The organism is Sphingomonas sp. IC-11, from assembly GCF_021043365.1.
Lineage (GTDB): Bacteria > Pseudomonadota > Alphaproteobacteria > Sphingomonadales > Sphingomonadaceae > Sphingomonas.
Genome location: NZ_JAJNDU010000001.1, coordinates 1,536,779 through 1,557,049, shown reverse-complemented (window position 1 = coordinate 1,557,049; position 20,271 = coordinate 1,536,779). Strand labels below are relative to the sequence as shown.

19 protein-coding genes are annotated in these 20,271 nt (G+C 64.7%); 10 read left to right on the top strand and 9 right to left on the bottom strand.

Features of this window, described 5'->3' with window-relative positions; genetic code table 11:
* Positions 1-113 precede the first annotated feature (113 nt).
* From LQ954_RS07555 to LQ954_RS07545, 3 genes are read left to right on the top strand one after another with little or no spacing between them, the layout of a single operon-like run.
* Positions 114-980 (top strand): CDP-alcohol phosphatidyltransferase family protein, encoded by an 867-nt coding sequence (locus LQ954_RS07555; protein ID WP_227771025.1) that lies wholly within the window; start codon positions 114-116, stop codon positions 978-980.
* Entirely contained in the window at positions 980-1,432 is a 453-nt protein-coding gene (locus tag LQ954_RS07550) for a MaoC family dehydratase (protein WP_227770061.1), read from the top strand. Before LQ954_RS07555 ends, LQ954_RS07550 begins: the two co-directional genes overlap by 1 nt.
* A gap of 52 nt (positions 1,433-1,484) precedes the next feature.
* Complete coding sequence (locus LQ954_RS07545) at positions 1,485-2,024, top strand: superoxide dismutase family protein (RefSeq protein ID WP_227770062.1); 540 nt, start codon at positions 1,485-1,487, stop codon at positions 2,022-2,024.
* A gap of 84 nt (positions 2,025-2,108) precedes the next feature.
* Here the strand turns inward: LQ954_RS07545 and LQ954_RS07540 are convergent, their stop codons facing one another.
* The 5 genes from LQ954_RS07540 to LQ954_RS07520 all read right to left on the bottom strand — a co-directional run bounded on the left by LQ954_RS07540 (position 2,109) and on the right by LQ954_RS07520 (position 4,995).
* Entirely contained in the window at positions 2,109-2,531 is a 423-nt protein-coding gene (locus LQ954_RS07540) for a Fur family transcriptional regulator (protein ID WP_046411805.1), read from the bottom strand.
* A gap of 57 nt (positions 2,532-2,588) precedes the next feature.
* Positions 2,589-3,065 (bottom strand): GNAT family N-acetyltransferase, encoded by a 477-nt coding sequence (locus tag LQ954_RS07535; RefSeq protein WP_231022528.1) that lies wholly within the window; start codon positions 3,063-3,065, stop codon positions 2,589-2,591.
* Positions 3,062-3,679 (bottom strand): tRNA (adenosine(37)-N6)-threonylcarbamoyltransferase complex dimerization subunit type 1 TsaB, encoded by a 618-nt coding sequence (gene tsaB / locus LQ954_RS07530; RefSeq protein WP_231022527.1) that lies wholly within the window; start codon positions 3,677-3,679, stop codon positions 3,062-3,064. The genes LQ954_RS07535 and tsaB overlap by 4 nt, the downstream gene beginning before the upstream one ends.
* Before the next feature lie 53 nt (positions 3,680-3,732).
* Positions 3,733-4,326 carry a malonic semialdehyde reductase gene (locus tag LQ954_RS07525; RefSeq protein ID WP_231022526.1) on the bottom strand — a complete coding sequence of 198 codons (594 nt, stop codon included), beginning with the start codon at positions 4,324-4,326 and terminating at the stop codon, positions 3,733-3,735.
* A 96-nt stretch (positions 4,327-4,422) separates the two neighbouring features.
* The gene (locus LQ954_RS07520) at positions 4,423-4,995 is read right to left on the bottom strand and encodes a NifU family protein (RefSeq protein WP_227771026.1); all 573 of its coding nucleotides are present in this window, start codon (positions 4,993-4,995) and stop codon (positions 4,423-4,425) included.
* Positions 4,996-5,094: 99 nt separating this feature from the next.
* On the opposite strand from LQ954_RS07520, the gene LQ954_RS07515 reads away from it, so the two are divergent.
* Complete coding sequence (locus LQ954_RS07515; protein ID WP_231022525.1) at positions 5,095-6,246, top strand: winged helix-turn-helix domain-containing protein; 1,152 nt, start codon at positions 5,095-5,097, stop codon at positions 6,244-6,246.
* A gap of 11 nt (positions 6,247-6,257) precedes the next feature.
* Here LQ954_RS07515 and LQ954_RS07510 read toward each other — a convergent pair whose 3' ends face one another.
* Complete coding sequence (locus tag LQ954_RS07510; protein ID WP_231022524.1) at positions 6,258-7,130, bottom strand: aspartyl/asparaginyl beta-hydroxylase domain-containing protein; 873 nt, start codon at positions 7,128-7,130, stop codon at positions 6,258-6,260.
* A 165-nt stretch (positions 7,131-7,295) separates the two neighbouring features.
* Here LQ954_RS07510 and LQ954_RS07505 point away from each other — a divergent pair, with 165 nt between their 5' ends.
* Positions 7,296-10,232: a M16 family metallopeptidase gene (locus LQ954_RS07505; protein ID WP_231022523.1), complete on the top strand. Its 2,937-nt coding sequence runs from the start codon at positions 7,296-7,298 to the stop codon at positions 10,230-10,232.
* 232 nt (positions 10,233-10,464) lie between these two features.
* On the opposite strand, the gene LQ954_RS07500 is transcribed toward LQ954_RS07505, so the two are convergent.
* From LQ954_RS07500 to LQ954_RS07490, 3 genes are read right to left on the bottom strand one after another with little or no spacing between them, the layout of a single operon-like run.
* Entirely contained in the window at positions 10,465-12,258 is a 1,794-nt protein-coding gene (locus tag LQ954_RS07500; protein WP_231022522.1) for an AMP-dependent synthetase/ligase, read from the bottom strand.
* 34 nt (positions 12,259-12,292) lie between these two features.
* Positions 12,293-14,035 (bottom strand): gamma-glutamyltransferase family protein, encoded by a 1,743-nt coding sequence (locus tag LQ954_RS07495; protein ID WP_231022521.1) that lies wholly within the window; start codon positions 14,033-14,035, stop codon positions 12,293-12,295.
* A 32-nt stretch (positions 14,036-14,067) separates the two neighbouring features.
* Positions 14,068-15,096: a quinone-dependent dihydroorotate dehydrogenase gene (locus LQ954_RS07490; protein WP_231022520.1), complete on the bottom strand. Its 1,029-nt coding sequence runs from the start codon at positions 15,094-15,096 to the stop codon at positions 14,068-14,070.
* Positions 15,097-15,239: 143 nt separating this feature from the next.
* On the opposite strand from LQ954_RS07490, the gene LQ954_RS07485 reads away from it, so the two are divergent.
* The 5 genes from LQ954_RS07485 to LQ954_RS07465 all read left to right on the top strand — a co-directional run bounded on the left by LQ954_RS07485 (position 15,240) and on the right by LQ954_RS07465 (position 20,270).
* Positions 15,240-15,701, top strand: a complete 462-nt coding sequence (locus tag LQ954_RS07485) for an SUF system Fe-S cluster assembly regulator (RefSeq protein ID WP_227770072.1) — start codon at positions 15,240-15,242, stop codon at positions 15,699-15,701.
* 1 nt (position 15,702) lies between these two features.
* On the top strand, positions 15,703-17,166 hold the full coding sequence (gene sufB, locus LQ954_RS07480; protein WP_231022519.1) for a Fe-S cluster assembly protein SufB: 1,464 nt from the start codon (positions 15,703-15,705) through the stop codon (positions 17,164-17,166).
* 64 nt (positions 17,167-17,230) lie between these two features.
* Positions 17,231-17,974 (top strand): Fe-S cluster assembly ATPase SufC, encoded by a 744-nt coding sequence (gene sufC / locus LQ954_RS07475; protein ID WP_231022743.1) that lies wholly within the window; start codon positions 17,231-17,233, stop codon positions 17,972-17,974.
* Positions 17,971-19,050: a SufD family Fe-S cluster assembly protein gene (locus LQ954_RS07470; RefSeq protein WP_231022518.1), complete on the top strand. Its 1,080-nt coding sequence runs from the start codon at positions 17,971-17,973 to the stop codon at positions 19,048-19,050. The genes sufC and LQ954_RS07470 overlap by 4 nt, the downstream gene beginning before the upstream one ends.
* Positions 19,047-20,270: a cysteine desulfurase gene (locus LQ954_RS07465; protein WP_231022517.1), complete on the top strand. Its 1,224-nt coding sequence runs from the start codon at positions 19,047-19,049 to the stop codon at positions 20,268-20,270. The genes LQ954_RS07470 and LQ954_RS07465 overlap by 4 nt, the downstream gene beginning before the upstream one ends.
* The last annotated feature ends 1 nt before the right edge of the window (position 20,271 follow it).

The window sequence follows — 20,271 nt, the reverse complement described above, 5'->3', positions numbered from 1 at the left end:
TAAGCCCTGGCCATGACAATTGATTTGCAGCGTGGTGACAGATGCGAGACTTCTGTCAAGCGACCCGTGTGGATGCTAGGGGCCGAAGCAAGGGGACGCGAAACGTGACGACGATGGAAGTGCGACCAACAGTGACCGGAAAGCCGCGCGAGCTGCAAGGCTTTCTGAATCGCACCGTCTATCATCCTGCTGCCCGCCGGCTGGCCAACGCGCTGGTTCCGACGCGGGTGACGCCCAACATGGTGTCCGTATTCGGTGCCGTGATGGTGATCGCTGCGGGCGTGCTGTACGCGAAGGTTGGCACGGCAGGGGCCATTCTCACCGGGTTTGCCATTCACCTGCTATGGCACGTCGTCGATGGCGCTGACGGCGATCTGGCGCGCTTGACCGGGCGCGCCAGTGCAAATGGCGAAGTGGTGGACGGCCTGTGCGATTACGGCGGTCACGTTGCCTTGTATCTGCTGCTCGGCAGCACGTTGGACGATACGCTCGGCGGCGCGGCCTGGGTGCTTGCCGTTGCGGCAGGCGCCTCGCGAATTGCCCAGTCGGTTTTCGCCGAAAGCTCTCGCCGCAGCTACCAATGGTGGGCCTATGGGGTGCCATGGCTCCAGCACAATCGAGCGCGCCCTGCCGGCATCGGCGGCGCCTTGGGCCGGATCTATCTGGCGGCGTCGGCTGTGCTGGTAGGGGCAACCTCCCGCATCAACGCGCTGGTGGCGAGCGCCGAAGTCGATCCGACGGAGCGGCAGCGGATTGCCCGCCTGGCCCGAGAGGCGGGGCCTTCTTTCCTGTCGCTCCCCGGCATGCTCGGCGCGAACCCCCGGACCATTATTCTGGGGCTCAGCATGCTCGCGGGAAGCCCCCTCTGGTTCTTTCTCGTGGAGATCACCTTGCTAAACCTGCTGCTCGTCACGGGCATCGCGCGTCAGCATGCGCAGTGCCGCCGTTTGGTTGATCTGATTGGCCGGGGGCGCAACTGATGGCTGGGCTTTGGTTTGAAGAATTCTCGGTCGGGCAGCGCTTCGTTCATGAGATCCGCCGAACGGTGATCGAAGCGGACAACATGCTGTTCTCCGCGCTCACCTATAACCCGGCAGCGCTGCACATCGACCACGCCTATGCCGCGACCACCGAGTTCGGAAAGCCGCTGGTGAACTCCCTGTTCACGCTGGGCCTCGTGATCGGACTGAGCGTGCAGGACACCACCTTTGGAACCACGGTAGCGAACCTAGGCATGAGCGAAACCGTCTTTCCGAAGCCGGTCTTTGCTGGGGACACGATCCGGGTAGAAACGGAAGTGAAGGCGCTCCGTCCATCCTCGTCCCGACCGGGGCAGGGGATCGTCACCTTTGAACATGTCGGGCTGAACCAACACGATGATGTCGTCTGTCGTACCGTTCGTGCCGCTTTGATGATGGCGAAGCCCGCTTGACCGGGAACCAGTGATCCATGTTGCCGTTTCGTCTACGAAACGGGAGACGTACATGATTCGCTTGACGATGGCTGCTGGTCTTGGGGCCTGTGCGCTCGCGCTGGGGGCCTGCAACGAGGACAGGCTGGAAACGGGCGCCCCGGTTGCCGGTGGCGCCACCGCCGTGGCAGCTTTGCGCACGTCGGCTGGGGCGGAGGTCGGCAGGGCTACGGCCACAGAGGTGTCCGGCGGATTGCGGGTCACAGTGGACGTGCGGGATCTGCCTGCTGGTACTCACGGCGCACATATCCACACGACCGGCCGCTGTGATGCGCCTGGTTTCGAGACCGCGGGCGGGCACTGGAACCCGACAAACATGAAGCATGGTTCCATGAACCCCCAGGGCCCGCATCAAGGAGACATCCCGAACCTGATCATCGATTCCGGTGGGCGCGGCACCGTGGCTGCAACTGTTCCGGGCGCAACCATGGCTGGGCTGCTCGACACAGACGGCGCCGCCTTCGTCATCCATGCAGGACAAGACGATTTGAAGACCGATCCTTCGGGTAACAGCGGCGGCCGTATCGCCTGCGGCGTGTTCCAAGCATCCTGAAACAAGAAAGGGGCTGCGCCTTTCCGCCAGCCCCTTCATCATGCCCTTGCGTGTTCCGGGCTAGTTCATGGAAACGTCGTTTGATCAGTCCTTGCGGTTAAGGCTGACGCCGTAGAGCTCCATCCGGTGATCGACGAGGCGGAAGCCAAGCCGCTCGGCGATTTGCTTTTGCAGAAGTTCCAGCTCCGGATCCACGAATTCGATAACCTTGCCCGTTTCAACATCGATCAGGTGATCGTGATGAGCCTCGGGAGACGGTTCGTAGCGGGCGCGGCCATCGCCGAAATCGTGGCGGTCAAGAATGCCGGCCTCTTCGAACAGGCGGACCGTGCGATAGACGGTCGCAATCGAAATGCCGGGATCGATCGCGGACGCGCGCTCGTACACCTTTTCCACGTCGGGATGGTCGTCGGCCTCGGAAAGGACGCGGGCAATAACCCGGCGCTGTTCGGTGATGCGCAGGCCCTTTTCCTGGCAGAGCGCTTCAAGGTCGATCTTGCGTGGCATGCCAACCGTGTAGTCCCGCGAGCCAGTTGCGAAAAGCGTAAACGACTCGCAACAACGTCAGCTCAGCGCGACCGAATAGCTGTGAGCATCATAGACCTCCCCGGCTTTGCCCCGGTAATAGCCGCGGCGCTCGCCACATTTCGCGAAGCCGTTGGAACGGTACAGGTCGACAGCAGCATTGCCCGCCCGGACCTCAAGATGGACTCGAATCGCGCCACGCTCCCGAGCGTCCGTCAGGATGCTGCGAACTAGCGCCGATCCGACACCCCGCCGGCGGTAGGCTGGGGCAGTGGCGAGCAGCAGCAGTTCCGCCTCATCGACGATGGCGCGAGACAGGGCAAAGCCGGCCACGTGGCCATCCACCCGCGCCAAGGTCAGCCACACCCCGGGCATTCCCAAGATCCCAAGCAGCTGGCTGCGGTTCCAGGCTTCTCCAAACCTCGGGTCGAAAGCGCTTTCCATGACCTGTTCGACGGCCGAGATGTCGGCGGCTGTGCCCTTCGCCAATTCAACGATGCGCAGCCGCGTGCTCATGATGGAAGCTTCGCGTCGGGTGCACGCCCGTAGAGCGGACGTGGCGGCAAGTTCGCAAGGTCAACCGGGAGAAGATGCGCCTTTGATGCGTCGGGAAGCGCTTCTCGAGCGGCAAGAGTAGGATCCAATTGGGTCAGCCAGCGCACGCCGTTTCCAACAGCCAACCGGCCGCCGAGGGCCGCAAGTGCCGCATCCGGCCGGAGTGAGGCCAGAGCTTCGGTGGGCACCAGGGGCGAGGCGGTGAACCCTTGCATGAAGACCTCACCGTGCCCGCCTTCAAGCACGACCGCAAGCGGGGCATTTCCACCATCTGCGAAGGCCGCTGCCGCGATCAGGGAAAGGGAGGAGTAGCCACGCACCGGTACGTTCCAGCCGAGCCCTAGCCCCCGCGCTGCGGCGATGCCGACGCGAATGCCCGTGAAGCTGCCCGGCCCCACATCAACCATGATTTCGTCCGCTCGGCCGCCGCCTGGAAGGTCCGCGATCATCGGGACCAGACGTTCGGCGTGACCGCGCCCCACGACATTATGGATGGCCGCGTGCACTCGGCCGTCGTCCAGCAGGGCAACGGAACAGGCGGCGGTGGCGGTGTCGATAACAAGGGTGCGCGGCATCGCGTCCCTTTGCCATCAGCGCGATGCGGCTCAACCCTTAAATCAGCCGGCGATCATCCGATGCGGTTGAACTTTTCGAATGCCGGACGCGGGCTGCGCTCGAAAATGGTGGAAGGATCGCCATAGCCGAGGGTTGAAATGAAGTTGGTACGCACGCCGGGCTGATCTGCAAAGAACGCCTTGTCGACTTGTCCTGCGTCGAACCCGCTCATCGGTCCGGTGTCGAGGCCGAGCGCGCGTGCCGCTAGGATAAAATAGCCGCCTTGAAGCGAGGAGTTGCGGAACGCTGAAGCCTCCCGAAGTTCGGCATTCCCGTCAAACCAGCTTTTCGCATCCGTATGCGGGAACAGTTCCGGCAGATACTCGTGGAAATTCACGTCCATGCCGATCACGACGGAAACGGGCGCCTTGCGGATTTTGTCGGCATTGCTGTCGCTCGCGCAGGCAGCCAGCTTCTCCTTGGCTTCCTGGCTGACGCACCAGACGAGGCGGGCCGGGAGCTGGTTCGCGCTGGTCGGGCCCATTTTCATGAGATCCCAGATCGCCCGCAACTGATCCTCGCCCACCGGCTGATCCGTGAAGCCGTTATACGTTCGCCCGGAGCGGAACAGCTGGTCCAGCGCAACATCGTCAAGCGGCGTCGCCATCGTGAGATCCCTTTTGTTGGTTGTTGTGGCGCAACCCCAAGCGGTTGCGCTTTCGACAGGCGCGCCGGTTGTGGACCGGCACGTCGCCTAGGTGGATCAGACCGCCCGAACTTCGGTGACTTCCGGCACGTAGTAGCGCAACAACTGTTCAATGCCGTTCTTCAGTGTTGCCGTGGACGAGGGGCACCCGGAGCAGGCGCCCTGCATCCGCAAGTAGACCTTACCCTTGTCAAAGCCGCGATAAACGATGTCACCGCCATCATTCGCCACTGCCGGGCGAACCCGGGTGTCGATCAATTCCTTGATCTGCGCAACGATCTCCGCATCCGCAGGGTCGTCGGCGAATTCCTCTTCCGCAGGCGGGACTGAAAAGCCGGCAGACGCCATCCGGAACAGCGGCATCTGCGCCGTGAAATGATCCATCAAGATGGCCAGCACGTCAGGCTTCACGTCTCGCCAGTCGCTTCCCGGCGCGATGGTCACCGAGATGAAATCGCGGCCAAAGAATACGCCGCTGACATCGCCAAGATCGAAGAGGGCAGTGGCGAGCGGTGAAGCCTCTGCCTCTTCCGGGGTCGCGAAGTCGCGTGTGCCCGCGTCCATGACGATGCGGCCCGGCAGGAACTTAAGCGTAGCCGGGTTCGGCGTAGGTTCGGTCTCGATCAGCATGCCATCCATGTGGCGTGAGCTGCCGGGCCGATCAAGCGCGGGGGTGGAAAGGAAAGGTTTCCGGTCGCGCAGCCCTCCTCTGTTCGATAGCGAGGGTACATGGAGCCCGAACGGATCTCGCCAGACGTGGCACGCCGCATCGCTCTGGCCGCGCAAGGCTTTGGCGTGCGCCGGCCGCCGCACGTAACATCCGCGCACCTGCGACGAACGCTGGATCGGCTCGCCCTGCACCAGATCGATAGTGTCAACGTGCTTGCGCGCGCTCACTATCTGCCCGCCTTCTCTCGCCTGGGAAGCTATGGCCTGGAGCAGTTCGACCGAGCCGCATGGGGGCCTCGATCGCACCGGCGCATGTTCGAATATTGGGCCCATGAAGCCTCGTTGCTGCCGCTTGATCTTCATCCTTTGCTGCGCTGGCGCATGGAACGGGCGGACCGCGGCGTTCTGCGCTCTGCCGGCATGAGGCGCTTTGCCACTGAGCGCAGGGGGGAGGCGATGGCGTTGCTGGACCGGATTCGCTGCGACGGCGCGCTGGCCGCTTCGGACGTGGAGAGCAGCCGCACCGGTTGGTGGGAGTGGAGCGGGGCCAAGACGGCACTGGAATGGCTGTTCTATGCCGGTCATGTCACCACGGCGAGCCGCAGGCGTGGCTTCGAACGTGTCTATGATGTGCCCGAAAGAGTTCTGCCGAGCGAGATCCTCGAGCAACCAACGCCTGATGAGGCGACCGCGCAGGCCAGCTTGGTGGAGCGAGCAGCAAGGGCGCTTGGGATAGCGACCGCGATTGAACTGCGCGATTACTTCCGATTGGCACCAGCAGATGCGGCTGCAGCGATCGCCCGCCTGATCGCAGAAGACGTGCTTCGGCCCGTGTCAGTGGACGGATGGCCGACGGCCTATATTCACCGGGACGTCAAGAGGCCGCGCCGGATCGAGGCACATGCTTTGCTGGCGCCCTTTGATCCGCTGATCTGGGAGCGGGCCCGTACTGAACGGTTGTTCGGTTTCAGATATCGGATCGAGATCTATGTGCCGGCAGACAAGCGTCGGTACGGCTATTACGTGCTGCCGTTTCTGCTGAACGAGCGCATCGTGGCCCGCGTGGACTTAAAGGCCGACCGGGAACGTGGCCGGTTGGTGGTCCGCTCCTGCCATTTGGAGCCTGGTGCTCCCGGTGAGACCAGCGCGCGGCTGGAGCTTGAGCTTGAGACCATGGCCGGGTGGCTCGGCCTGGGGGTCGTGGAGCGGTAGGGTAGGGGGCGTCACCCCTCCAGCTGCTTTACCGCGGAATTCCACGCTGCGATGTTTTGACGCGCCTCCTGCACGAAAGGTGATCGGCGAACCACGCCGAGGAACAGGTCCGCGATCCACTTGCCCGGATTGCGCAGGGGGCGTTCGAACTGGATTAGCAGTACCACCCGGGTACCGTCGGTCTCGTTCCAGACCTCGTGATCATAGGTGTCATCAAAGACGAGCGTTTCGCCTTCGCACCAACGAACGACTCGACGATCCACACGCATGCGCACGTCGCCATTTCGCGGAACGATTAAGCCGAGGTGGCAGGTGATCAGTCCCTTGGACACGCCGCGATGCGACGGAATGTGGGTGCCTGGCGCCAGGATGGAGAAGAAGGCGCTGTTCAGGCCGGGGATCTGCTTCACCAGCGCGCTTGTGACCGGGCAGCGCATCGCATTCTCATCAATGCGATAGCCATAGCCCCACAGGAAGAACGATCGCCACATGCCCATCTGTGCAATGGAGCGATGGTCAGGGGAGATCGTCGCGAGACTGGGTGATGCATCGCCCTCGAGCGCCACGTCCATCGCTTCGGATCGGATTGCCTGCCAATGGTCCCGCAGCAGCTGCGTCCACGGGAACGTGCGCACGTCTAGCACCGGGTCGTTGGGAACGAGCGAGGACGAGGCGATCAGGCGATCGAATGCCCCGCGCAGACGCTTGCCAATCCGGATGATCAAGGGACGGTTTGGATCTGCCTTCATCTGCGAAGGCGCGGCGTTCGGGATGGGGCACACGCTGAGCGGCGGCCGGTCGCCGATCACGTTCGCAGCCATCGCGCCGACCGGGCGGCCATAATCCTGCCGCACCTCGTTCCTGGTCTGGGTGATGGTCTCCACGTGGCCTGTCCGTTTTCTTCTTCGCGCGCTGACAACTGTCGCCGGCGCAGCAGATCGGGCGAAAATCTAGGCGCGATTCGGGTCCAAAACATGGCGGCAGGGCGGTAATCGAAAGATCGTCTCCGGGTGTGGCGGCACTGCGCCGGGCAGGCTAGAAGCGGCACCATGATCCGCTTCTCGCGCGCATTGTCTGCGCCGTTCGCCGCTCTCCCGCTTCTCGCCATTGTCGCCGTGCCGGCCATCGGCCAGCAGTCTTCGCGAAAGCCCGCCACAACCAATGCCGCCCGCGCGCCGCAGGCGCCGACGGCACCCGGCACCATCGTCGATCCGGCCACGATCAAGGTTGATAACGCGCCCTGGCTATTCAAGGGCTCGGACATCCCGCCCGATCCGGCGTGGAATTTTGGCGCGCTCCCGAATGGTCTGCGCTATGCCGTTCGCAAGAATGGCGTGCCGCCGGGCCAGGTGGCCGTCCGGGTGCGGATCGATGCCGGTTCGCTCAACGAAACAGATGAAGAGCGCGGTTACGCGCACCTCATCGAGCATTTGTCCTTCCGAGGCTCCAAATACGTTCCGGATGGAGAAGCGAAGCGGGTGTGGCAGCGGTTCGGGGCAACATTCGGCTCCGATTCCAATGCACAAACGACGCCGACGCAGACGGTTTATAAGCTGGATCTCCCCGCGGCGACGGAAGCGAACCTTGACGAGAGCCTGAAAATCTTCGCCGGCATGATGTCCGAACCGGGCATCAACGCGCAGGGGCTTGCCGCTGAGCGCCCCGCAGTGCTTGCCGAGCAGCGCGAGGCGCCTGGCCCGCAGGTGCGGCTCTCAGATGCCCGCAATGGCTTGTTTTTTGCGGGGCAACCGCTGGCCGACCGCTCCCCGATCGGTAACGTAAAAACGCTGGAATCTGCGACCCCAGACAGCGTGCTTGCCTTCCACCGGCGCTGGTATCGTCCCGGCCGCACGGTGGTGATCATTTCCGGCGACATCGATCCCGCGACCGCGGCCCGGCTTGTCGTCAAGAATTTCGGGGGGTGGAAAGGCACCGGTCCAGATCCGGCAGACCCGGATTTCGGAAAGCCCGATCCCAAGGGCACGCCAACGGCCGCGATCAACGAGCCGTCCATTCCGCCGCTCGTCATCACGGCCGTTCTTCGCCCTTGGATCTATCGCGACGATACCGTCATCTTCAATCAGAAGCGGCTGGTTGATCTGGTCGCCATGCGCGTGATCAATCGCCGGCTGGAAGATCGGGCGCGTCAGGGCGGTAGCTTCCTTCAGGCCGGCGTGAGCCTTGAGGATGTCGCTCGTTCAGCCAACGGCACGTTCGTTAGCATCTTGCCGATTGGAGACGATTGGGAAGCGGCGTTGAAGGACGTGCGTGCCGTGATCGCTGATGCGATGGCATCCGCGCCCAGCCAGGCGGAGGTCGATCGCGAAACCGCCGAGTTCGAAGGCGCGATGCGCAACGATGTCGAAACGGCGCGGGTCGAGGCTGGCGCCAAGCAGGCGGACGACATGGTTCAGGCGCTCGACATTCGTGAAACGGTGGCGGGGCCGCAGGAATCCTACAACATCTTCCTCGAGGCCAAGAAGAAGGGAATGTTCTCTGCTGCGGCCGTGCTGGAGTCCACGCGCCGGGTCTTCAAGGGAGATGCGGAGCGAGCGCTGGTGAACACCCGCGCCGCGGATGCCGGCGCCGCGGCCAAGCTGGCGGCCGCGCTAACCGCGGACGTCTCCAAGCTCGCCGGTCGCCGCGCGCGTGAATCGAAGGTCGACTTCAAGGATCTGCCGAAGCTGGGTACCCCCGGTAAGGTTGCTTCCCGAGAAGCGATCGCCGATCCTGGGATCGAGAAGGTCACCTTCTCCAATGGCGTCCGCATGCTGATGTATGCGAACTCGTCCGAGACGGGCCGCGTGTATCTGCGCGTGCGCTTCGGCCGCGGTTATGGTGCCCTTCCGGCTGATCGGCCCACCGCCGCATGGGCCGCTGAAAGCGCCCTTGTGCAAAGCGGGATCGGCAAATGGAACCAGGGCGATCTGGATGTCCTGACAACAGGCCGGCGCATGGGTCTCGGCTTTGACATCACCGATGACGCGTTCGTTCTGAATGCCATAACCACGCCCGGCGATTATGCCGACAATCTGGCGCTGATGGCGGCAAAGCTGGCAGCGCCGCGCTGGGATGCCGCACCGGTACTGCGAGCAAAGGCCGGCGCGCTGGCTGGATATGCCGGTTTCGATTCTTCTCCCGACGGCGTCCTTTCCCGCGATCTCGAGCGCAAGCTACGCGCGGGTGATCCTCGCTGGGGGCCGCCGACCCGCGAGGAGATAGAGGCACTGACGCCGCAGGCGTTCCGCAGCCTGTGGGAGCCGCTGCTTGCGACGGGGCCGATCGAAGTCGACGTGTTCGGGGATGTAAAGGCGGACGAAGCGATCGCGGCGGTCGCCCGCACCTTCGGAGCGCTCAAGCCGCGCACCGAAGCGCCGGTGGTGGCGCCCGATGCGGCTTTCCCGGCGCACAATAGCCGACCCGAGGTGCTGAGCCACGAAGGTGCGGAGACGCAGGCGGCTGCGGTGATCGCATGGCCGACCGGCGGCGGCACTGATGGGATCGCGGAAAGCCGCCGGCTGGACATCCTGGCGGCAATCTTCGGTGACCGCCTGTTTGATCGCCTGCGTTCGGTCGCCGGCGCCAGTTACAGCCCAAGCGCCGTGAGCCAGTGGCCGCTCGGGCTGAAAAGCGGCGGCCGGGTGCTTGCCGTTGGCCAGGTCGCGCCTGAGAACGTCGAATTGTTCTTCAAGCTGAGCCGAGAAATCGCTGCGGAGCTGGTGTCGACGCCGGTCACCGAAGATGAGCTCCGCCGAGCGATCGGGCCAATGATGCAGTATCTGGCGCGCGCCTCGTCGGGCAACCAGTTCTGGCTGCTTCAGGTAAGCGGCGGGGCCTATGATCCCAATCGGCTGAACGGCGCCAGGACGCTCGTGAGCGACTATATGTCGATCACGCCGCAGATACTGCAGGCGACAGCTGCCAAGTATCTGCGCCCAGAGAAAGATTGGACTCTCACGGTTCTGCCGAAGAGCGCCGCCAAGTAAGAGTTCTGCGTCGCAGCTGCAGCTGCCGGTCAGCGCCGGCTGCGGCGCAAACTGTCGAGAAAACGCGGCGACAGGACAGTCTGTCGACTATTCCCCGGGTGGGGGCTTAAGGATTCTGTATGTTGCCGCGATGGACTGGCGGGCTCCTGCGTCCGGAGCTGGGCGCGTCGCGATCCGACCTGGGTAGGCGGCAGACTGTGCAGCAGCAGAGCGCGGCGCCGCACGCGTTCGATCAAGCCCTGTAGAGAGCCTCCAAGCGCTCGCCGTACACCTTGCGCAGAACGTGACGACGGATCTTCAGACTCGGCGTCAGCTGTTCGTTCTCGATTGTGAAAGGCTCATCGGCGAGCATGAAGCGCCTCACGCGTTCCGTGACCGACAAATCCTTGTTCGTGCGCTCAACAGCTTTGCCGATCTCTGACCGATAGGTCGCGTTGTCTGCCAGCGCGGTCGGCTCGTTTCTCACGCCGTTTGCCACGCAGAACTCCCGTGTCCAATCAGGATCGGGTACGATCACTGCCACCATATGCGGCTTGCGATCACCAGCGATCATCGCTTGCATGATTTCAGGCTGCAGCGTCAGCATGCCTTCAACCTTCTGCGGAGCGACGTTGTCGCCCTTGTCGTTGATGATCAGATCCTTCTTGCGATCTGTTATCTTGATGCGTCCGGCATCGTCGATCACGCCGATGTCGCCGGTATGTAGCCATCCGTCCTGCAGCACCCGCGCGGTTTCGGCAGGATTGCGCCAATAACCGTGCATCACGAGTTCGCCGCGCACCAGGATCTCGCCATCCTCGGCCAGGCGGACCTCCGTTCGCGGCAGTGGTGGCCCCACACTATCGACCGTCACGCCCACCTTCGGGCGGTTGCAGGAAATGACCGGCCCGGCTTCGGTCTGGCCATAGCCTTGAAGAAAGGTGATGCCCAGCGACTGAAAGAAGATGCCCACTTCGGGAGTGAGCGGCGCCCCGCCGGACACCAGGGCTTTCATGCGACCGCCGAACTTTTTGGCGATCTTCGGCTTGAACACGGCATCGACCATCAGCGCCTTGGGTCGGTCACTGAAGCGCAATGTACCCGCGTCTCGCTTTGCGCCGATGTCGAGGGCGGCGCCGAGCAGCCGCTGGGAAAGCCCGCCCTGTTTTTCGATCGCCTTGCTGATCCGCACCCGCAACACCTCGAACAGACGCGGCACGACGAACATGATGGTGGGCCGCACCTCCTCCATGTTGGCAGCGAGCTTCTCCAGCCCCTCGGCGTAGTAGATCTGCCCACCCATGGCGATGGGCAGCATCTGCCCGCCGGTATGCTCATAAGCATGGCTAAGTGGCAGGAATGAGAGAAATACCTCGTCGCCCCAGCCCATGTCCTCCGAGATGACATCGGCGCAGCCAGCGGCATTGTGGAGGATGGCCCCATGATGCTGCATCACGCCGCGCGGTGCGCCCCCGGTACCCGACGTATAGATGATGCAGGCAGTGTCTTCTCGCGCGAAGCTTGCACCCGCAGCGATCACGGCCGCTGGCGTATCATGTTCCTCGATCAGCCCAGCCCATCTGCAACTGCGCACACCAGAGGGGCGCGGCCGGAGCTGGTCGAAAGCGATCACTGCCTCGATATGGGTGGTGCGCAGCACCGCCTTTAGCAGCGTATCGGCGAGTTTCTGCGTCGACACGATCACCGCGCGTGCGCCGGAATTCTCGATGATATGGGCGTGATCGCGTTCGGTGTTGGTGATGTACGTCGGCACTGTAATGCAGCCAGCAGCCATGATTGCGAGATCGCTGATGCACCATTCCGGGCGGTTCTCGCTTACCAGCATTACCCGGTCACCGGGGTTCAGACCCAAGGATTTGAGGGCGGTTGCGAGGCTCGCTACTTGGCGCGCCGCCTCGGCCCAGCTGGTCGCGCGCCAGGCACCATCCCGTTTCGCCCACAGGAAGGGTGCGTCACCCTTTTCCTCCGCGCGGGTGAAGAACATCGTCACCAGGTTCGGGAAGTGCTCGAGATAGCGTGCCGCCATGATCCTCTCCGTCGCTCGCTGTGCGCTGGGCGGCTTACTGGTTGAGCGCGGTGCCGACACTGCGCGGGTCGGGTGCTCCGACCCAGCCGGATGCGGTCTTCTCGGCTGCGTTGGCCTTCAACCCCAACTTTCCAACGGATACCTTGTGACCCAGCGCCTCCAGCGCGGGCTTCATGGCGGGCAAGATGGTGCCCTGCTCCAGCACCAGACCGTCCTTGTTGAAGTAGATCAGGCCAAGGCCAAGCGCTTCGCGAGCTGGCAATTTCCAGTCGAGATGAGCGATGATTGCCTTGGTCACTTGCATCAGGATCGTCTTTCCGCCGGCCGCGCCAACGGTGAAGATCGGCGCGCCGCTCGAATCGTAAACGATGGTGGGTGCCATGGACGAAAGCGGCCGTTTTCCGCCCTGCACCCGGTTTGCCACCGGTGCGCCAATCTTTTCAGGTGCAAGGCTGAAGTCCGTGAGCTCGTTGTTGAGCGCAAAGCCGTTGGCGATCAGCTGGCTACCGAACGGACCTTCGATGGTTGAGGTCATGGTGGCGATATCGCCCTTGGCGTCGATCGCAACGAAGTGGGTAGTGCCGGGCACTTCCTGCTGAGGCGCGTAGGTGCGTGGCTTCGCTCCCGGAGGCGTACCCGGCTCATAGGTGCCGAGTGCGCGTGTTTCGGAGATCAGCCCAGAGCGCTGGGCGATATAGCCTTTGTCGATCAGCCCGGCGACCGGCACGTCAACGAAATCCGCGTCACCAAGATACATCTCCCGGTCGGCGTAGGCGAGTTGCATCGCCTCCCCGATAAGGTGCCAGGCGACCGGTGAATCCTTGCCCAGCTTGGCGAGATCAAACCGCTCGAGCATTCCGAGCATTTGAAGCACGGTAGTCGCGCCGGAGGAGGGCGGGGCCATTCCGCAGATCTTGTAGCTGCGATACGTGCCGCACACCGGCGCACGTTCCTTCGCCTGGTACGCGGCAAGATCCGCGATGGTCATGTCGCTCGGCGCGATCCTGGTTGCCGTTACTGCGTTGATCAGCGCCTTTGCGTTCTGGCCCTTGTAGAAGGCGTCCGGCCCCTCGGCAGCAATCTTGCGCAGCAGCTTGCCAAGGGCGGGGTTGGTGACGGTGTCTCCTTCGACCAGCGGTTTGCCGTTCCTAGTGTAAAGGGCTGCCGCCTCCGGGAAGCGCCCGCTTGCCGAGCCAGTTCCGGTAGAAGTGCCACCTTCCGGACCGGCGACGGCTGTGCTGCCGCCGCCCCACAAAGGGGCGAGGTTGGCGCTCGCGGCTGCGAGCGGGCGCGTTACCTTATAGCCGCCCTCGGCCAGCCGAATGGCAGGGGTGAACAACGCCTTCCAACGCAGCTTACCCCACTTCTTGTTGGCGAGAGCCGCCAGACGGATGTTGCCTGGAACGCCGACGGATTTGCCGCCCGGGAATGCCTGAATATAGGGCAGGGGATTGCCATCAGCGCCAAGGAACCGCTGCGGCGTCGCGGCCGCCGGCGCCTTTTCACGCCCGTCGATCGTTTCCAGCGGGCCATTCGCGGACTGGTGCAGCATGAACCCGCCGCCGCCGATGCCGCTCGACTGCGGCTCCACCACGGTAAGGGCAAGCATCATCGCAACCGCCGCGTCAGCCGCCGATCCGCCAGCACGCAGGATTTCGAGACCCGCCTCGGTCGCGCGAGGATCGGCGGAGGTCACCATTCCCTGCGCCGCCGCCGAATGCGGGGTGAGGGCGGAGACGGGAGCGAGCAGAGCGGTGAGCGCCAACAGGTTCTTCATGGCGGGCGACCCTATCGGCCGCTTTGGCGACGTCAACCGGCGCCGACAGCCTCGGTTATCGAGCCATAGCCATCGCGCCGAAGGAGTGTGGCGAGATCCTTCAGGATGCGGATCGGCAGGCCGGGGCCGGCGTAGACCATCGCGCTGTAGAGTTGCACGAGGCTCGCACCGGCGCGGATGCGGGCATAGGCCTCCGCCCCGCTGCCTATGCCGCCGACCGCGATCAGCGGAATGGCGCCGCCGGTTGCGGTGCGGAATTCCGCGAGCTTCTGGCGGGCGAGCGATGCCAGCGGTGCGCCCGACAGGCCGCCTGCTTCGCCGGCGTTCGGCGAGGTGAGCGGGGGGCGCGAGATCGTTGTGTTGCCGATGATGAGAGCGTCCAGCCGATGGTCGATAATCGCGGCGGCGATGTCGTCGATCGCGGCATGATCGAGATCGGGCGCGACCTTCAGGAACAGCGGGCGCGTGCCCGCTGCGGCGCGGGTGGCGGCGAGGAGGTCGCGCAGCGCGCTGCCATGCTGGAGATCGCGCAGGCCGGGGGTGTTGGGCGAGCTGACGTTGATCGTGACATAATCCGCCGCCTGCGCTGCGGCCGAGACACCGGCGACATAATCGGCGATGCGATCGGCGGCGTCCTTGTTGGCACCGACGTTGAGGCCGAGCACGCCGCTGCGCCTTGTCGGAAGCCGCTTCAGCGCGGCGTCGAGCCCGCCATTGTTGAACCCCATGCGATTGATCACCGCCTCATCCTCGACGAGGCGGAAGAGACGCGGCCTGGGATTGCCGGGCTGGGGCAGGGGGGTCAGCGTGCCGACCTCGACCGAGCCGAAGCCGAGCGCGTGGAGCCCGGTCACCGCCTCGCCATCCTTGTCGACCCCGGCCGCGAGGCCCAGCGGATTGGCGAAGTCCAGCCCCGCCACGCGGGTTGCCAGCCTGCTATCGGATATGGATCGGCCTCCGGGCGCACCCATGCGGCCCCACAAGGCGAGGCCCCTGATCGTCAGGCGATGGGCGCGTTCGGCGTCGAGGGCGAACAAGGCGGGGCGGATCGGAAAACTCATGGCGGAGCGGTGCCCCCGAACCACCCGCGAGATCAAGGGCGGGAAGGCCCTTCGCGCGTGCAAAATCGCTGGTTGATTTCCCCGTTCCCCGAGCCCATTTGGCAATCAGATAAATTTAGTCCGATTTGAGAACCGCTCGCAATATGCGCCTGTCCAGCCTTGCCGATTATGCCGTCGTCATGATGACGGCCGCGGCGCGTCATTGCGGCGGGTTGGCTCGTGTCAATGCGACCAGCCTGGCGCAGGAGACAGGCGTGCCGCTGCCGACCGCGCAGAAGCTGGTGAGCCGGCTGTCCTCCGCCGGACTGATCGAAAGCACGCGCGGCACCGGCGGCGGTTTCCGCCTGTCCCGCCCGCCGGCGACGATCACGCTGGCCGATATCATCGAGGCGGTGGAGGGGCCGATCGCGCTCACCACCTGCGTCGATACGGCGCAGCATGATTGCGCGCTCGACGGCAGCTGCCGCGTGAAGCCGCATTGGGCGGTCGTCAACAATGCGGTGCGCGGCGCGCTTGCCGGCATCACGCTGACGCAACTTGCCGCCACCACGCCGCTCGTCCCCGCCGAGGGGCGCGCCATGACCGAAATGAAAGTGGACGCCTGACATGGCCACCAAGAACGCCGAGGCGCTCGCCGCGGTATCCAAGAAGTACGAATGGGGCTTCGCCACCGAGGTGGAGCAGGACTTCGCGCCCAAGGGGCTGAACGAGGACACCGTTCGCTACATTTCCGCCAAGAAGGGCGAGCCCGAATGGATGCTCGACTGGCGGCTGAAGGCATTCCGCAAATGGCTGACGATGGAATCGCCGGACTGGGCGAAGCTCAACATTCCGCCGATCGACTATCAGGACGCCTATTATTACGCGGAGCCCAAGCAGAAGAAGACGATCGCGTCTTTGGACGAGCTCGATCCGGAAATCCGCCGCACCTATGAAAAGCTGGGCATCCCCATCGCCGAGCAGGAAGTGCTCGCCGGCGTCGAGGGCGCGCGCAAGGTCGCGGTCGATGCAGTGTTCGATAGCGTCAGCGTGGCGACTACGTTCCGTGAGGAGCTGAAGGCGGCGGGCGTCATCTTCCTGTCGATCTCCGAAGCGATCCGCGAATATCCCGAGCTGGTGAAGAAGTGGCTCGGCAAGGTCGTGCCCCAGCACGACAATTACTTTGCGACGCTCAACAGCGCGGTCTTTTCCGACGGCACCTTCGTGTACATCCCGGAGGGCGTGCGCTGCCCGATGGAGCTTTCGACCTATTTCCGCATCAATGCGGAGAATACGGGCCAGTTCGAGCGCACGCTGATCGTCGCCGACAAGGGTGCGTACGTCTCGTACCTCGAGGGCTGCACTGCCCCGATGCGCGACGAGAACCAGCTCCACGCCGCGGTGGTCGAGCTGGTCGCGCTGGATGATGCCGAGATCAAATATTCGACCGTGCAGAACTGGTATCCGGGCGACGAGAACGGCCTTGGCGGCATCTACAATTTCGTCACCAAGCGCGCGCTGTGTCAGGGCAAGAACAGCAAGGTCAGCTGGACCCAGGTCGAGACCGGAAGCGCGGTCACCTGGAAGTATCCGAGCTGTGTGCTGCTGGGCGATGGCAGCGTCGGTGAGTTCTACTCGGTCGCGGTGACCAACAATCGCCAGCAGGCGGACACCGGCACCAAGATGATTCACCTCGGCAAGAACACCCGCTCGACGATCGTGTCGAAGGGGATCAGCGCCGGCCGTTCGGACAACACCTATCGCGGGCTGGTGCGTGTCGCGCCGACCGCGGAGGGCGTGCGCAACTTCACCCAGTGCGACAGCCTGCTGCTGGGCGACCAGTGCGGCGCGCATACCGTGCCCTATATCGAGGTGCGCAACCCGTCGGCACAGATCGAGCATGAGGCGACGACGTCGAAGATCAGCGAGGACCAATTGTTCTACGCCATGTCGCGCGGGCTCGATCAGGAAGCCGCCGTGGCGCTGATCGTCAACGGCTTCGCCCGCGAGGTGCTGCAGCAGTTGCCGATGGAATTTGCCGTCGAGGCGCAGAAGCTGCTCGGCATCAGCCTTGAGGGTTCGGTCGGATGACCGGCGCTTCCGTCACTCACCTTTTCGGGTCGGCCGCTCCGACCGCCTTCATTTCGGAATGACCATGCTCAGAATCGAAAACCTTCACGCCGAGATCGACGGCAAGCCGATCCTCAAGGGCCTCAGCCTCTCCGTGAATGCGGGCGAGGTGCATGCGATCATGGGGCCGAACGGCGCGGGCAAGTCGACGCTCGGCTATGTGCTCGGCGGTCGGCCGGGCTATGAAGTGACCGAAGGCAGCGTCACCTTTGATGGTGTCGACCTGCTCGAGCTCGAACCGCATGAGCGCGCCGCGGCGGGGCTGTTCCTCGGCTTCCAGTATCCGGTCGAGATCCCCGGCGTGTCCAACGTCCAGTTCCTCCGTGAGAGCCTGAACGCCCAGCGCGCTGGCCGTGGCGAGAAGCCGTTGTCAGGCGGCGAGTTCCTGAAGCTAGCGCGGGCGCAGGCCGATGCGCTTGGCCTTGACCAGGAGATGCTGAAGCGCCCGGTCAACGTCGGTTTTTCGGGCGGCGAGAAGAAGCGCAACGAGATGGTGCAGATGGGCATCATCGATCCCAAGTTCGCGATCCTCGACGAGACCGACAGCGGCCTCGACATCGACGCGCTGCGCATCGTCGGCGACGGCATCAACCGCATCATGCGCAAGCCCGAAAAGGCCGTGCTGCTGATCACCCACTATCAGCGCCTGCTGGATTACGTGAAGCCGGACTTCGTCCATGTCCTCGCCGATGGCCGCATCACGCGGTCGGGCGGCGCGGAGCTCGCGCATCAGCTCGAGCGTGAGGGCTATGCGGAGGTCGCGGCGTGAGCGACGCCGTGCTTGATCTGCCCTCCAGCCGCGAGGAAGCCTGGCGCTGGGCCGACCTCGGCGGGCTGGTGGCGGCGGCGGCGCTCGCGCCGATCGCGGTGCCCGAAGCTGATTTCCTCGACCTGCCGGGTGCGAAGCTGCTGTTCGTGGATGGCGTGCTCGATGAGGGGCGTAGCGACCTTCACCGGGTGACGATCGGCGAGCTTGCGGCGGACGATCATCCGCTTGGGCGCCGCGCCGGTGGCACCGGCTGGTCGCTTCGTCTCGATGCCGAGGCAGCCGCGCATCCGGTGCAGATCGTTCATGTCGCCACCGGGCGGCAGAACCATGTGCCGGCCGAGATCATCCTCGCCGACGACGCCGTGTCCGACGTGGTGGAGACCTTCGTCGGCGCGGGCTGGCAGAACCGTTTTACCCGCACGCGGCTGGGCAAGGGCGCGCGACTGATGCGCTCGGTTCGGTTGCTGCAGCCGGCCGGCTTCGTGTCGCTGCGCGAGGCGGCGGAGATCGGTGAGGCGGCGAGCCTCGTCACCGTCTTCCTCGGCGCTGGCGGGCAGGGCAGCCGGATCGACGCGCAGCTCACCATGGCGGGCGATGGTGCCTTTGCCGAATATGGCGGCGCGCTGCTGACGTCGGCCGATCAGAAGCAGGAATGTGCGGTGCGCGTGAACCATGCGCACCCGAACGGCTCCTCGCGCCAGGTGTGGCGCGCGGTCGCGGCGGATCGCTCGCAGGTCAGCCTGGCGGCGGCGGTCGAGGTCGCGCGTCATGCGCAGAAGACCGACGGCGAGCAGAGCCTGCGCGGCCTGCTGCTCGATCGCACCGCGACGGTGAACCTGAAGCCAGAGCTGGAGATCTTTGCCGACGACGTGAAGTGCGCGCATGGCGCAACGGTCGGCGAGCTTGACGCACGTGCGCTATTCTACATGCAGAGCCGCGGCATTCCGCGCGCGCGCGCTGAGGCGATCCTGACGCGGGCGTTCGTCGCGGACGCACTGGAGCGGATCGGCGACGAAGCCGTCCGCGCGGCGTTCGAGGCGGATGCCGACGCGTGGCTGGAGGCGGCGCTCCAGTGACCCAGGCGGACACCATCCTCGACGCTGCCCGCCCGCTCGACGTGCTGGCCGACTTTCCGGCGATCCCGGCGGGCTGGGCCTATCTCGACACCGCGGCGACGGCGCAGAAGCCACGGCCGGTGATCGATGCGATCACGCGCGGTTATGACACGACCTATGCCACCGTTCACCGCGGCGTGTACCAGCGGTCGGCGGACATGACGCTGGCCTATGAGGCGGCGCGGCGGCGCGTGGCGCGCTTCATCGGCGGTGCGGAAGAGGAAGTGGTGTTCGTTCGCGGTGCGACCGAGGCAATCAACCTGGTCGCGCAATGCTGGGCGGGAACGCAGCTGAAGGCGGGCGATCGCATCCTGTTGTCCGCGCTGGAGCATCATTCCAACATCGTGCCGTGGCAGATGGTGGCCGAACGGGTGGGCGCGGCGATCGACGTCGTGCCGCTGACCGCGGATCACCGCATCGACCTGGATGCGATGGCGGCGATGCTGACGCCCGCGCACAAGCTGGTCGCACTGGCGCATGTGTCGAACGTGCTTGGCTCGGTGCTCGACGCCAAGCGCGCGGCGGCGCTGGCGCACGGTGTCGGCGCGAAGATCCTGATCGACGGCTGCCAGGCAGTGCCGCGGCTGCCGGTCGACGTCGTTGACCTGAATTGCGATTTCTACGTCTTCTCCGCGCACAAGCTGTACGGGCCGACCGGCCTTGGCGTGTTGTGGGGCCGGGCGGAGCTGCTTGACGCGATGCCGCCTTACCAGGGGGGCGGGTCGATGATCGATCGCGTGACCTTTGCCAGGACGACCTATGCCCCGCCGCCGACGCGGTTCGAGGCGGGGACGCCGCATATCGTCGGGGTGCTGGGGCTTCATGCCGCGATCGATTACGTAGAGGGGATCGGTCTCGATCGCATCCATGCGCATGAGACTGCGCTGGTCCGGCAGACGCGCGCGGCGCTGTCGGCGATCAACTCGGTGCGCCTGTTCGGGCCGGAGGACAGCGCCGGGATCGTCTCCTTCGCGATTGAGGGGGTGCATCCGCATGACATCGGCACCATCTTGGACGAGGCGAAGGTCGCGATCCGCGCCGGCCATCATTGCGCGCAGCCGCTGATGGAGACGCTGGGCGTCGAGGCGACCGCCCGCGCCAGCTTCGGCGTCTATAACGGTCCGGCCGACGTCGAGGCGCTGGCCAAGGGCATTGAACGAGTGAGTCGGATTTTTGGGTAGG